The sequence below is a fragment of the Microbacterium sp. NPDC058062 genome, from assembly GCF_042885375.1.
Lineage (GTDB): Bacteria > Actinomycetota > Actinomycetes > Actinomycetales > Microbacteriaceae > Microbacterium > Microbacterium trichothecenolyticum_C.
Genome location: NZ_JBHVSC010000001.1, coordinates 836,053 through 849,413 on the forward strand (window position 1 = coordinate 836,053; position 13,361 = coordinate 849,413).

At 71.9% G+C, this 13,361-nt stretch carries 15 protein-coding genes; 2 read left to right on the top strand and 13 right to left on the bottom strand.

Annotated elements, in window-relative coordinates; translation table 11 throughout:
• Positions 1-14: 14 nt before the first annotated feature.
• Positions 15-638, bottom strand: a complete 624-nt coding sequence (gene coaE, locus ACFVSU_RS03750) for a dephospho-CoA kinase (protein WP_387138197.1) — start codon at positions 636-638, stop codon at positions 15-17.
• Positions 639-1,140: 502 nt separating this feature from the next.
• Between coaE and ACFVSU_RS03755 the strand changes: the two genes are divergently transcribed.
• Positions 1,141-1,884, top strand: coding sequence for a response regulator transcription factor (locus ACFVSU_RS03755; RefSeq protein ID WP_387138200.1), 744 nt, complete (start codon positions 1,141-1,143; stop codon positions 1,882-1,884).
• A gap of 30 nt (positions 1,885-1,914) precedes the next feature.
• Here the strand turns inward: ACFVSU_RS03755 and ACFVSU_RS03760 are convergent, their stop codons facing one another.
• The 8 genes from ACFVSU_RS03760 to ACFVSU_RS03795 all read right to left on the bottom strand — a co-directional run bounded on the left by ACFVSU_RS03760 (position 1,915) and on the right by ACFVSU_RS03795 (position 10,137).
• On the bottom strand, positions 1,915-3,081 hold the full coding sequence (locus tag ACFVSU_RS03760) for a hypothetical protein (RefSeq protein ID WP_387138203.1): 1,167 nt from the start codon (positions 3,079-3,081) through the stop codon (positions 1,915-1,917).
• Positions 3,078-4,751, bottom strand: a complete 1,674-nt coding sequence (locus ACFVSU_RS03765; protein ID WP_387138206.1) for a sensor histidine kinase — start codon at positions 4,749-4,751, stop codon at positions 3,078-3,080. The genes ACFVSU_RS03760 and ACFVSU_RS03765 overlap by 4 nt, the downstream gene beginning before the upstream one ends.
• A 99-nt stretch (positions 4,752-4,850) precedes the next feature.
• Positions 4,851-5,504, bottom strand: a complete 654-nt coding sequence (locus ACFVSU_RS03770) for a hypothetical protein (protein ID WP_387138209.1) — start codon at positions 5,502-5,504, stop codon at positions 4,851-4,853.
• A 102-nt stretch (positions 5,505-5,606) separates the two neighbouring features.
• Positions 5,607-6,176: a GIY-YIG nuclease family protein gene (locus ACFVSU_RS03775; RefSeq protein ID WP_387138212.1), complete on the bottom strand. Its 570-nt coding sequence runs from the start codon at positions 6,174-6,176 to the stop codon at positions 5,607-5,609.
• A 122-nt stretch (positions 6,177-6,298) separates the two neighbouring features.
• Entirely contained in the window at positions 6,299-7,747 is a 1,449-nt protein-coding gene (gene rpsA, locus ACFVSU_RS03780) for a 30S ribosomal protein S1 (protein WP_310290426.1), read from the bottom strand.
• A 278-nt stretch (positions 7,748-8,025) separates the two neighbouring features.
• Positions 8,026-8,802: a PH domain-containing protein gene (locus ACFVSU_RS03785; RefSeq protein ID WP_387138216.1), complete on the bottom strand. Its 777-nt coding sequence runs from the start codon at positions 8,800-8,802 to the stop codon at positions 8,026-8,028.
• 2 nt (positions 8,803-8,804) lie between these two features.
• Entirely contained in the window at positions 8,805-8,972 is a 168-nt protein-coding gene (locus ACFVSU_RS03790) for a hypothetical protein (protein ID WP_157005503.1), read from the bottom strand.
• Positions 8,973-9,087: 115 nt separating this feature from the next.
• Positions 9,088-10,137 (bottom strand): zinc-dependent alcohol dehydrogenase family protein, encoded by a 1,050-nt coding sequence (locus ACFVSU_RS03795; RefSeq protein ID WP_387138225.1) that lies wholly within the window; start codon positions 10,135-10,137, stop codon positions 9,088-9,090.
• Between the two features lie 54 nt (positions 10,138-10,191).
• On the opposite strand from ACFVSU_RS03795, the gene ACFVSU_RS03800 reads away from it, so the two are divergent.
• The gene (locus tag ACFVSU_RS03800) at positions 10,192-10,485 is read left to right on the top strand and encodes a DUF503 domain-containing protein (protein WP_056367137.1); all 294 of its coding nucleotides are present in this window, start codon (positions 10,192-10,194) and stop codon (positions 10,483-10,485) included.
• Between the two features lie 3 nt (positions 10,486-10,488).
• Here the strand turns inward: ACFVSU_RS03800 and ACFVSU_RS03805 are convergent, their stop codons facing one another.
• The 4 genes from ACFVSU_RS03805 to ACFVSU_RS03820 form a co-directional block, all read right to left on the bottom strand.
• Entirely contained in the window at positions 10,489-11,133 is a 645-nt protein-coding gene (locus tag ACFVSU_RS03805; RefSeq protein ID WP_387138230.1) for an NAD(P)H-binding protein, read from the bottom strand.
• Between the two features lie 53 nt (positions 11,134-11,186).
• A complete protein-coding gene (locus ACFVSU_RS03810; RefSeq protein WP_387138233.1) occupies positions 11,187-11,399 on the bottom strand; it encodes an SCO4848 family membrane protein in 213 nt (70 codons plus the stop codon).
• A gap of 10 nt (positions 11,400-11,409) precedes the next feature.
• Positions 11,410-12,504 carry an NAD(P)-binding domain-containing protein gene (locus ACFVSU_RS03815; protein ID WP_387138710.1) on the bottom strand — a complete coding sequence of 365 codons (1,095 nt, stop codon included), beginning with the start codon at positions 12,502-12,504 and terminating at the stop codon, positions 11,410-11,412.
• 62 nt (positions 12,505-12,566) lie between these two features.
• Positions 12,567-13,343 carry an isocitrate lyase/phosphoenolpyruvate mutase family protein gene (locus ACFVSU_RS03820; RefSeq protein WP_387138236.1) on the bottom strand — a complete coding sequence of 259 codons (777 nt, stop codon included), beginning with the start codon at positions 13,341-13,343 and terminating at the stop codon, positions 12,567-12,569.
• Positions 13,344-13,361 lie beyond the last annotated feature (18 nt).

Sequence of the window (13,361 nt, forward strand, 5' to 3'; positions counted from 1 at the left end):
GATCCTTCTCCAGACTACGAGCGTGCGGCGCGCTGCGCGATGTGCGCGTCGATCGACTCCCACAGCGCGTCGACCTGGCGCAGGGTGCTCTCGAGCGAGCCCGCGGTGTCGATGACGACATCGGCGATCCGCAGGCGGGCCTCGTCGGGCACCTGCGACGCGAGCCGGGCGCTCGCGTCGGCTTCGGTCATGCCGCGCAGTTCGACGAGGCGCCGGAGGCGGACGTCCTCGGGCGCGTGCGCGACCACGATGAGCTGCCAGGGGTCGTCGACGCGCGCCTCGACGAGGAGCGGCACGTCGTAGACCACGACAGCGTCGGGATCCGCGGCGAACGCCTCCTCGAAGCGACGCGCGGACTCAGCGCGGACGGCGGGGTGGACGATCCGGTTGAGCTTCGCGATCGCCGCGTCGTCGCCGAACACCCGGCCGCCGAGGGCGGCGCGGTCCAGGGATCCGTCGGGGCGCAGCATCCGTTCCCCGAAGGTCTCGGCGATCGCGGCCAGCACGGGCGAGCCGGGCTGCTGCACCTCGCGGACCAGCTGATCCGCGTCGACGACGACCGCGCCGTGCTCGGCCAGGCGACGGGCGATCGTGGACTTTCCGGAGGCGATGCCTCCGGTGAGGGCGACGAGCGGCATGGTTCGAGCATGCCACGCCGCGCCGGAGCGGAGTGTCGCGGGCGCCCGCAAGCCTGCGCGGTTCCTGAGGCGGGCCTGAGCAGGCGTTGAGGCACCGGAGGTAGCCTCGGGGCACCCGAAGGACAGATCAACCCGTGTGGCACTGGGGAGGGCGGGAGATGAGCGCCGGACGCGACATCGTGGCGACCGACCTTACTCCGCCCCGCTGCACCAGCCCGATCATCCTGAGGTACGGACAGGCCGCGCGCGTGGGGACGACAGCGGCTCAGGTCCGTGCACGGAGGACGCGCGCAGGGCGGGATATGGGGATAGCTCCCGCCCTACGCGCGGCCCGCCGGACCGGCGGGGTGGCGGACGCACGCGAGCACAGCTCCCTGGCCCGTCCCGCGTACGGTCGCGTCCCGTGATCGACGGCCTGCCGCACCCGTTCCGGAGCGCGTTCTGGGATATCATGACCGACGTCCAGGGTCCGTCGACAGCACCGGACCCGGAGGGTGCATCGGTGGAAGAAGCGCGCGTCGCGGTCGTGATCGAGGATGAAGCGGACATCCGTTCTCTCCTGTCGACCGTGCTCGCCCAGGCGGGCTTCGAGGTGCACGGCGCGGCCAACGGCGCGGACGGCGTCGAACTCGTCCGCGAGCACCGGCCGCTCGTGACCACGCTCGACGTGAACATGCCCGGGATGGACGGGTTCGAGACCGCCAAGCGCATCCGGGCCATCAGCTCCACGTACATCGTGATGCTCAGCGCCCGCACCGAGGAGATCGACGCGCTCCAGGGTCTGGAGGCCGGCGCCGACGACTACGTCGCCAAGCCGTTCCGTCCGCGCGAGCTGCGCGCCCGCATCGACGCCATGCTGCGCCGGCCGCGGCATGTGGCACCCGCCGACGTCGACGCCGTGAGCGAGAACGGGCCGCCCGACGGTGTCTGGCTCGAGCACCACGGGCTGCGCCTGAACGCCTCGACGCACCTCGTCACCGTCGACGAGCACGACGTCGAGCTGACGCGCAGCGAGTTCGACATCCTCGCCGACCTGCTCGTGGCCGGCCGGCGCGTGCGTGCGAAGTCCGATCTCGCCCTCATGCTCCGCGGCGACCAGTACGCCGTCAGCGACTTCGTCTCCGACAGCGACGCCCGGGCGATCGAGGTGCACATGGCGAACCTTCGCCGCAAGCTCGGCGAGTCGCCCGCGCAGCCGCGGTGGATCGAGACCGTGCGCGGAGTCGGCTACCGGCTCACCGCCTGACGGAGGCTCCGCAGCGGCGGACGGATGCCGCTACTCGCCCTCGTCGACGAGCACCGAGGTCTCCACGTTCGCGGCCGCACGGCTCGCCGCCTCGCGGGCGACGCGCATGAGCTCAGCGGGGTCGTAGCCCGCCGTCTCGCTCAGCGCGACGCCGACGCCGACCACGGGGATCACTCCCCCGCCGACCTTCCCCAGGTCGTCGAAGAGGCCGCGGTAGATCGCGCCGGCCTGCCGGCGCGCCTCCTGCGAGGACGCCACCGCGAGCCCGACGACGAGCCCGGTGTGGCCGTCCTGCCCCACGACGGCGTTCGTCGGCGCGTGGTGGCGCACACCGGTGCGCCACGTCGCCGCCAGCGCCCCCGCGACATCGCTGCCGAACGCCGTGGAGATCTGATCGAGGTCGTCCAGGCGCACCGCGGTCACGGCGATCGGCTCGAACCGGCGCTCGGCGCGCCGGCACATGCCCTCGAGCACGACGGCGAAGGAGCCCTCGGTGAGGATGCCCTGCTCCTCGTCCACGGCCTGTGTCTCGCGCAGGTAGCCGCGCATCGGCGCGCGGCTCGCCCGCAGGACCGAGGTCACGACGACCGCGACGATCGTGAGCGTCACCGTGAGGTAGCTCGTGCTGATCGTGCCGAACGCGGCCTGGAACAGGGCGCTGTCGGGGCCCGAGGTCACGAACGCCGTCGTGCGCGACACGTAGTACAGCGACTGGAATCCGAGGACCGCCCCGAGCACCCACGCCGTGCGCGACTCCCGCATGTCGCCGCGGAGGCACTCCACGGCCCCCGCGCCGGCGAAGCAGAGAAGTGGGACGAACATCCACAGCGCACCGGCCCAGTCGCCGCCGGCCTCCCCCTCGATCGCGACCGCCGTGGCCGCGGCGGCCACCGCCACGGCGACCAGGATCGAGGACCAGCGCATGTCGCGGCGGTTGAAGCGGCGGCATCCCAGCCACATGCAGCCGGTGCCCGCGACGAAGGCCGCGTTGCCGACGGCGATGGCCCACCACGCGCCCTCCGACTGCACCCAGATCGTGTACGCGAGGGTGGTGAGCATCGCCGCGAGGAACGCGATCGACCAGATGCGCCCCGCGCCCTCGTCCCGTCGCAGCAGCGTCTCGAGGATGAACAGCACGCCGCTGACGTTGACGACCAGAGCGGTCATGATGAGCACGCTCGCCAGATCGAGGGTCATCGTTCTTCTCCTTCCGGGCCGATGGCGGGCAGCTTCACGATGAAGGTCGACCCGACGCCGGGCGCGCTGTGCAGCGCGAGCTCGCCGCCGTGCGCGCGCACGATGTCACGGGTGATGGCGAGGCCGAGGCCGGTGCCCGATCTGCGCTCGCCGCCCGCCTTGTAGTAGCGCTGGAAGAGCCGCGACCGGTCGGCGTCAGAGATGCCGACGCCGGTGTCGCGCACCAGGATCCAGCTCGATGTGCCGTCCGTCGTCGTGCCGACGAACACCGTGCCGCCGTCCTTGTTGTAGGCGATGGCGTTCGACACGAGGTTGTCGACGACCTGGCGCAGGCGCAGCGGGTCGGCCCACGCGGTCGCGGGCTCGAGGCCCGTCTCGTCGATCGTGATCGCCCGTGCCGCGGCCCGCGGGAGGGCGTCGGCCGCGGCGCCGCGCATGAGGTCGCGCGCGTCGAGGAGCTGAGGGGCGAGGGATGCCTCGACCGACGACGGCGACGAGCTCGACGCCGCGAGGATGTCGGCGACGATGCGCAGCAGGCGCTCGGCGTTGCGCTCGGCCACGTCGAGGCTGGCGCGCACTGCGTCGGGGGTGTCGGGATCCTCGATCGCGAGGTCGAGGTAGCCGAGGATCGAGGTGAGCGGGGTCCGCAGCTCGTGCGACACCGAGGCCACGAGGTCGTCGCGCGCGCGAAGGGCGCTGAGCTCGGCGGTCACGTCGCGCGAGACCACCACCGCACCCGCGTCGCCGCCGTCGGGGTCGATGAGGCGACGGGCGGTGATCGTGAGCGCGCGGCGCGGTCCGGGCTCTGCCCCGAACCACACCACCTGGTCGTCGAACGCCTCTCCGCGGCGCGCGCGCTCGAGCGGGAGCTCGTCGGGCGGCAGCGGCGAGGTGCCGTCGTCACGGAACGCCGGCACCTCGATGCCGTCGGGGTCGAGCTCGAATCCCTGCAGGAGCTTGCCGTGGGCTTCGTTCGTGACGGCGACGCCGCCGCTCGTCCCCATGCGCACCACCCCGAAGTCGACGGCGTCCAGCACCTCCGTGACGACCTGCTCCTGGCGCCGGGTGCGCGCGAGCACGCTCGCCAGCAGCGCCGACTGCTTGGCCAGCAGCATCCGCTGCGCATCCGACCGGCGCGCGTTGAGGTGGCTGGTGGCGGCGACCGCGACGATCACCAGCGGCAGCAGGAACGTCCGGTACGTGACCTCGGTGGCGCTGAGCGCCGTGAGCACGCTGACGATCCCCGCGATCGCGACGATCACGCCGAACAGCCCGAGCAGCCCGAACCCGCCGGCGAGCCACGTCGCGGGGAAGATCCACAGCAGGCCCAGCACCGTGTCGGGCGCGGCGACCTGCATGAGCGTGATGGCGACGATGTCGATGGCGGGGACCACCGCGACCCACCCGTACCGCAGCCGCCCCCAGGGCACCACGAGGGTGGCAGCCGTCACCGCCACCACGAGGACGACCCCGAGGAAGAACAGCACCGGCTCGCCGCCGAACGGCCCGATCGCGACGAGCACGCCGAGCACGAACACCACCGCGGCCAGCAGCAGCTGGTTCAGCATCGCGGTGCGGCCACGCGTGCGGTCGGCTCCCTCCGGCGCGGTCCCGCCCGTGCGGGAACGCGCCGCAGGCGCACCCGGCTCGCCCGGCGTCGCGGCGGTCATACCGCGACGGTAACGGATGCCGCGCCCCTGCGCCCGAACGGCGCGCTCGCTGCCGCCCACCGGGTGCGGGAACGCGGCGTCGGATCCTCGGGTGCGGGATCAGAACCCGAAGTCGCCGAAGTCCCCGATTCCGCCCATGTCGCCGGCCGCGGCGTCGCCGCCCCAGCCCGAACCCGGGTCGCCGCCCCACCCCGCCCCGGAGTCCGCGCCGGCGTCTGCGGCGCCGGTCTCGCCGGAGCCGCCGTCGGCGCTGGAGCCGTCTTCGTAGCCCTGGTCGTCCGCGAAACCGGGCGCGAGGAACGAGCTCACCAGAGCCGAGCCGATGACATAGCCGACCACCGTCCCGAGGATCGACGACCCGAGCATCGAGCCGAACGAGGGACCCTGGCGCTGAGGCCCGAGCGTGCGCTCCATGAACCCGGGGTTGGTGTACTCGGCGCGGGTCGCCGCACGGGCCATCGCCTGCGGATCGGTCGAGCGCGGTTGCTCCTGCGGAGGGAGGCCGGCGGAGAGCTCGGCGAGCACCTGCTGGCGCTGCGGCTCGGTGAGCTTCGCGAAGGCCTCGGCATGCACCTGCTCGATCGTCTCGGGCGGCGCGGTCTTCAGCAGGTACCGGTAGCGCTCGATCGCGATCTCGTCCTCGCTCCGGGGCGGCTGCATGCCCGGCCCCTGCGCGCCGTAGCGGTTCTGCGGGACGGGCGGCGCCTGGCGCGCGTCATCCGTGCTTCCGAACAGTCGGTCGAGGAATCCCATGTGCTGCTCCGTCGTCTGCGAGTGCGAGTGGCCCCTCACGCTAGGCGCGCTTCCTCGGAAGCCGCTGGAGGATCCGCCGCGGTTCTCGCAGAGCGTACAGCGTCACCCGCGGGCCGCGAGCGCCTCGCTCAGCCACCGCGCGTGGAGCTGCCACGGATCATCGACCCCGGCGGCGAGCACGGCGATGTGCGCGGTGAGCGCGTCGGAGCGGCGGAACCACTCCGTGCCCGGGAACCGGTCTGCCGCGAACTGCACGTGCCGGCGCTGCTCGAGCGCGCGCCCGCCGCGCTCGAACGCCAGCAGCTCGTCATGCCAGATGGCGCCGAAGCGCTGCCGCGGATTCCCGCTCGTCCCGATCTTCACGCGGTCGTCGTAGCGGAGGTAGTACACGACGTCGACCCGCGGCGGCGCGATGTCGTCGTCGGGCAGGTCGCCGTAGCGCCACTCGCACACCGCGCACAGCCAGCCCGATGGGTAGCGGACCCCCAGCCGCGAGCCGCACAGGCGACACGGCGAGGGCAGCGCATCGGTGACGCCGTACTGGGCGTCCGCCCACTCCCCTGCCGCCGCGAGGTGCGCCTCGCACAGCGCGACCGGCGCATCGGCAGGCACGGGGCCGCGGCATCCGTCGTCGTCCACAAGACATCGCGAGGCGGGAGGAATCACGGGCACAGGGCGACCGTACCTGCGACCTCCGACGCCCGCGATACGCGAAAGGCCGCCACCCCCGCCGAAGCGGTGGTGACGGCCTTTCGAACCAGATGGTTCAGCGAACCAGGCGGCTCAGCTCAGGATCAACGACCCGAGAGCTTCTCGCGGAGAGCCGCGAGTGCCTCGTCGTCGGCCAGCGTGCCCACAGGGCTGCTGTCGGACGAGAAGCTGGACGAGCCGGTCTCGACGGGAGCGTTCGCCTCGGCCTCGAGAGCCTTGGTGACGGCAGCCTTGTGGGCCTCCCAGCGAGCGTGGGCCGCAGCGTACTCCTGCTCCCACTTCTCGCGCTGCTCGTCGAAGCCTTCGAGCCACGCGTTGGTCTCGGGGTCGAAGCCCTCCGGGTACTTGTACTCGCCGTGCTCGTCGTACTCGGTGACCATGCCGTACAGGGCCGGGTCGAACTCGGTGCCGTTCGGGTCGACCGACTCGTTCGCCTGCTTGAGCGAGAGCGAGATGCGGCGACGCTCGAGGTCGATGTCGATGATCTTGACGAAGACCTCTTCGCCGACCGACACGACCTGCTCGGCGAGCTCGACGTGCTTGCCCGACAGCTCCGAGATGTGCACGAGGCCCTCGATGCCGTCCGCGACGCGCACGAACGCACCGAACGGAACGAGCTTGGTGACCTTGCCCGGCGCGACCTGACCGATCGCGTGGGTACGGGCGAAGACCTGCCACGGGTCCTCCTGCGTCGCCTTCAGCGACAGCGAGACGCGCTCGCGGTCCAGGTCGACCTCGAGGATCTCGACGGTGACCTCCTGGCCGACCTCGACGACCTCGGACGCGTGCTCGATGTGCTTCCACGAGAGCTCCGAGACGTGGACGAGACCGTCGACGCCACCGAGGTCGACGAACGCACCGAAGTTGACGATCGACGAGACCGTGCCCTTGCGGACCTGGCCCTTGTGGAGGTTGTTGAGGAACGTGGTGCGCGACTCGGACTGCGTCTGCTCGAGCAGGGCGCGGCGCGAGAGCACGACGTTGTTGCGGTTCTTGTCGAGCTCGAGGATCTTCGCCTCGATCTCCTGGCCGAGGTACGGCGTGAGGTCGCGGACGCGGCGGAGCTCGATGAGCGAAGCGGGGAGGAAGCCACGCAGGCCGATGTCGACGATCAGACCACCCTTGACGACCTCGATCACGGAGCCGGTGACCACACCGTCGTTCTCCTTGATCTTCTCGACGTCGCCCCACGCACGCTCGTACTGCGCGCGCTTCTTGGAGAGGATGAGGCGGCCTTCCTTGTCCTCCTTCTGGAGAACGAGGGCTTCGACCTCGTCGCCGACCTTGACGACCTCGTTGGGGTCGACGTCGTGCTTGATGGAAAGCTCACGCGAGGGGATGACGCCCTCGGTCTTGTAACCGACGTCGAGGAGCACCTCGTCGCGGTCGATCTTCACCACGGTGCCCTCGATGAGGTCGCCGTCGTTGAAGAACTTCAGAGTCTTCTCGACCGCGGCCAGGAAGTCCTCGGCAGATCCGATGTCGTTGATCGCGACCTGCTTGGTGGCCGGGGCGGTCGTTGCGGTAGTCATGTAGTGGGTTGTCCTTGTAGGGGTTGTGTGTCGGGCTCCGGCCTTCTGCGGCTCCCCCGCGCGAGCGCGAACGGATGCCTCGAGCCGAGGCGAAGCGGATTTTCTTGCGATGCCACTCGGACCCTTGCGGATCCGGTCACCGGCGCGAACCGGCACTCAGGCGTGGCGAAACAGCCACACGAGTGACGCTCCAGGGTATCAGAACGACCGGGTCGCTCGCGATGTTCCCGATGGCCCTGAAATGCGCGGTCACGCGGGGCCGCAGCATCCCGTCCGGATCAGCGGGGAAGCTCGATCGGCGCCGTGTTCGTGCGGTCGGGGTCGAAGGGCGCCGGAGAGGCGGTCGCCTCTCCGCGCAGCTGAGCCAGCCGCTCGTCCTCCCGGCGCTGCGCATCGGCGAGCCAGTCCCACCCCGATGTCGTGGCGCCGCGCCGCACGTCGGGAACCGGGGCGGTCGAGGTGCGCTCGTCGGAGACCGGCGTGACGGTGATGGATGCCGCGGGCTCCGGCTGGGGCGACGGTGAGACGAAGGGCGCCCCGGCGAACTGGTCGCCTCGCCCCGCCGCGCCGCGGAGGCCCGCCTGCTGGATCACGCGCTGGATCGTGAGCCCGCGCTGGTCGGGATCGCCGACGTACTTGATCTCGCGAAGACCCTGCTCCTGCGCGGCGGACTCGAAGACGAAGTGGCCGTAGCCGAACATGCGGCCGACGAGGGGCTTGTAGACGGAGATGTCGAGGATGCGCGCGAGGGGCATGGTCGCGATGCGCTGCGACAGGATGCCGTGCACGCGGAAGACCCGCATGTTGGTGATGACGAAGCGGTCGGTGTGCTGCTCGAAGATCCGCCAGATCGCGTGCACGGTCACCGCGCCGCCGAGCAGCGCGGGCACCCACCAGGCCTGCGCCGGCACGAACAGCGTGAGCAGGAGCACGATGATGCCGCCGAACAGCTCGAGCACCGCCGAGACCGTGGCGGCCCAGTGCTTGCGGACCTCGTCGACGACATGCTCTCCCTGATCCGAGATCAGGTGCTTCTCGATCCGCGGATCGAACATGCTCAGCCCTGTGCGAGAGCCGTCAAGAAGTCGACCACGGCGACACCGGCGCCCCAGACGGCGCCGACCGCGCCCTGCACCGCGTTCGCCGCGTCCTGCGGGCGGGTGATGAGGTAGAACGCCGCGAACGCGATGACGAGCACCACGACGATGCGCTTGATCAGCTTCACGGTCCGGGTTCCCTTCGACTTCCTGCTGTTCTACCGCACGAACACCCTCCCACACGCAGGCGCGCGGGCGCGTCGTGAATCGCGGCCCGGTGTTCCGGCATGCCGCGCGACGCGCTCAGGGCCGCAGCAGCACCTTCGTCGCGCGGCGCTCGTCCATCGCAGCATAGGCCTCGGCGGCGTCCTCGAGCGGGAGCTCGAGGTCGAACACGCGGCCCGGCTCGATCGCACCCGAGCGGACGTCGGGGAGCAGCTCTTCGATGTATCCGCGCACCGGCGCGACGCCGCCGTTGACGCCCACGTTGCGGTTGAACATCTGCCGCACCGGCAGCTCGGGTCCGCCGTTGGGCACGCCCACATAGCCGACCATCCCGCCGGGGCGCGTCGAGCGCAGCGCCTGGTCCATCGACTCCTTGGTGCCGACGCACTCGAGCACGCGGTCGGCGCCGATGCCGCCGGTGAGCGCGCGCACGGCCTCGATGCCGGCGTCGCCCCGCTCCTCCACGATGTGCGTCGCGCCGAACTCGCGCGCCAGCGCCTGGCGCTGCGGGTGCCGCGACATCGCGATGATCGTGGTGGCTCCGAGGCGCTTGGCCGCGATGATCGCGCACAGACCGACCGCGCCGTCGCCCACGACGGCGACGGAATCACCCGGACCGACGCCTGCGGAGACCGCGGCGTGGTGGCCTGTGCCCATGACGTCGCTGAGGGTCAGCAGGCCCGGGACCTCTGCATCGGCCACGGGGCCGGGAACGACGGCGAGGGTGCCGTCGGCGAGCGGGACGCGCACGCGCTCCCCCTGACCGCCGTCGGCGAAGCCGCCGAAGCGGTCGTCGGAGCCCCACCACCCGCCGTTGAGGCACGACGTGCTCACGCCGTTGCGGCAGTTCGCGCAGGTGCCGTCGCACACGTAGAACGGCGCGATCACGAAGTCACCGGGGCGCACGACCTCGACCTCGGCGCCCACCTCCTCGACGATGCCGACGAACTCGTGGCCGATGCGGTGCGGTTCGTGCGTGGGCGTGACGCCGCGGTACGGCCAGAGGTCCGAGCCGCACACGCAGGCGGCCACGACGCGCACGATCGCGTCGGCGCCGGTGGACAGCACGGGGTCGGGGACGTTCTCAACGCGGATGTCGCGGGCGGCGTGGATGACGGTGGCGCGCATGACACGAGCCTAGAACGACGGGCGCCTGCCGGAGGTCGCTGGCACGATGGAGCCATGTGGATCGGGTGGATCGAGTTCGACCTGCTGCTCGGCGACGTCCGCTCCCTCAAGGAGAAGCGCAGCGTGCTGCGTCCGCTCATCGCCGAGCTGAGCCGGCGCACCGAGGCGGCCGCCGCCGAGGTCGGCGAGCACGACCTGCATCGCCGGGCCAGGATCGGCGTCTCGATCGTCGCCTCGGGTTCGTCCCACGTACGGGACGTGCTGGACCACGCCGAACGCCTCGTCGCCGACCACCCCGAGGTGACCCTGCTGTCCGCGCGCCGCGGCCTGCACTCCAGCGAGGACTGAGCGTCAGCCCGCGATCGCGTGCCCGATGACCTCGTCGCCCCCGCCGAAGCGGATGGTCCGGCCGATCGTGGTGTCGTCCGCGATGGTCGCGGCGATCACCGCGGCCACGTCGGCGCGCGCCACCGCGCCGCCGTCCTCCGGATCGAGCGCGATGCGCCCGGTGGGCGGGTCCAGCGTGAGCGTGCCCGGCGCAAGGATCGTCCAGTCGAGCGCGCTGGCGGCGAGATGGGCATCGGCCGCCCACTTGGCGTCGGCGTACGGGAAGAACGACGCGTCGGGCTCGATGCCGTGGTCGGCTCGCGATCCGACCCACGACACCATCACGTAGCGCAGCACGTCGGCGGCCAGAGCGGCCTCCATCGAGCGGATGGCGGCGTCGCGATCGACCGCGTACGTGCGCGACGGGTTGCCCCCGCCTGCCCCCGCGGACCAGACGACGACGTCGTTGCCCGCGATCACGTTCTCGAGCTGGTCGACGTCGAGCGCCTCGATGTCGGCGACGAGCGGCTGCGCCCCGGTCGCCGCGACCGCTGCCTCGTGGTCGGCGTTGCGGATGACGGCTGTCACGGTGTGCCCCTGTGCCGCGAGCAGCGGCTCGAGCAGCAGCGCGACCCGGCCGTGGCCGCCGAAGATCAGGATGCGGGCCATGGGTCCCCCTTCGTCGTGCCCTCCACGCTACGCCGCGGCGGCTGCGTCGCGCATCAGGCGACGAGCGCGGCGATGCCCGCGATCACGGATGCTGCCGCCAGCGTCAGCGCGACGGCGATGAGCACCGTGTGCACGACGAGGAAGCGGGTCGCCTTGCCCTGCGCGTCGTGGGCGCGGGGGTCCTTCGCGACCCGGCGGTAGAACGTCGGCCAGACCAGGACGTTGAAGGCGGCGTTCAGGAACAGCAGTACGGCGAGCAGCGTCACACGTTCGAGCCTAAGCGGCGAGCGCGACGGGGTCGGCGACGATCGCCCGGACGGCGTCGCGGCCCGCGCGGTTCGCACCCACCGTCGACTGCGACGGGCCGTAGCCGATGAGGAACAGCCGCGGCTCGTCGATCGAGCGCCCGTTCTCGACACGGAACCCGCCTTCGGGCGTGCGCAGGCGCAGCGGCGCGAGATGGTCGAGCGCGGGCCTGAAGCCCGTCGCCCACAGGATGACGTCGGCGCGCTCGAACGTGCCGTCGGGCATGCGGACGCCGTCCTCCTCGATCGAGGCGAACATCGGGTGCCGCACCAGCACGCCCCGCGCCTCGGCGGCCCGCGCCCACGGCGTCCAGTGCATGCCGGTCACCGAGATGACGCTGCCGGGCGGCAGGCCGCGGCGGACGCGATCCTCGACGCCGGCGATGGCGGCCACCCTGGCCGGGATGTCGAAGTCCTCCTCGGCCCACTGCGGTTCGCGGCGCGTCACCCAGAAGGTGTCGGCGACGTGGGAGATCTCGTCCAAGAGCTGCACCGCCGAGACGCCGGCACCGACGATGACGACGCGCTTGCGGCGGAACTCCTCGGCCGAGACGTAGTCGCCGACATGCAGCTGCCGTCCGCGGAAGCGCTCCTGGCCGGGGTACCGCGGCCAGAACGGACGCGTCCACGTGCCCGTCGCGTTGATCACGAAGCGGGCGGCCCACGCGCCGCGGTCGGTCTCGACGGCCAGCCGGCCGCTCGGGTCGTCGTCGGCGCGGCGCACCGCCTTCACCTGCACGGGCCGGAGCACGTCGAGAGCGAAGCGCTCCTCGTACTCGGCGAAGTAGGCGGGAAGGATGTCGCGGCTCGCGGCCGCCGGATCCGCAGGCGGCACCGCGAATCCGGGCAGCTCGTGGATGCCGTTCACCGTCGCCATCCGCAGGGACGGCCAGCGGTGCTGCCACGCTCCCCCAGGCTCGGGATTCGCGTCGACCACGAGGAACGTCTGATCCGCGGCCTCCGCGCGCTCGAGCGGGACGAATCCGCGGCGCTGCAGGTGATACGCCGCGGAGAGACCGGCCTGCCCGGCACCGACCACGACGACGTCGACGGGTGCGGGCTCCATGCCCGTCACAACGACGATCGGCCCGCGGGGATTCCCCACGGGCCGATCGGACGAGGTGCGCGTCAGTTCAGTGCGCGCGTGGAGGCGGGGATGACGCCGTCCGCGTAGAGATCGGCGGCGACGTCCTGCAGCGCCGTCAGGGCCACGCGCTGCGTCGTGGGGCCGTACGAGATGCGGGCCACGCCCAGCGCCTCGTACTCCCCCGCCGACAGGGCGCCGGGCAGGCCGATCACGCTGATCTTGCGCTCGCCGATCCCCTCGACCAGCTGCCGGGTGATGTCGGCGTTGAGGATGCCGGGCACGAACACGAGGTCGGCGCCGGCGGCGAGGTAGGCGCGGCCGCGCTCGATCGCATCGGCGATCGACTCCTCGAGCGGGCGCTTGCCCGCGCGCACGAACGCGTCGGTGCGGGCGTTCAGGACGAAGGGGACGCCCTCTGCCGCACCGGCCGCGACGATCGCCTCGACGTTGGCGACGGCTTCGGCGAGCGGCACGAGGCGGTCCTCGACGTTGGCGCCCACGACGCCCTTGCCGATGGCGCGGCGCACGGTCTCGCCCGGATCGCCGTACCCGGCGTCGAGATCGGTGCTCACCGGCAGGTCGCCCACGGCCTCGACGATGCGGCCGACCATGTCGAGCGTCGTCTCGAGGGGAATCTCGCCGTCGGGGTAGCCGAAGGTCGCGGCGATCGAGTGGCCGGCGGTCGCGATGGCGCGGGTCTCGGGGAGGGCGGCGATGGTGCGGGCCGACACGGCGTCCCACACGTTCACGACGCGCAGGATCTCGGGGGCGGCGTGCAGTCGGGCGAGGGTCTGTGCTTTCTCAGCCTGAGTGGTCATGGTTGCCACGCTATCGGC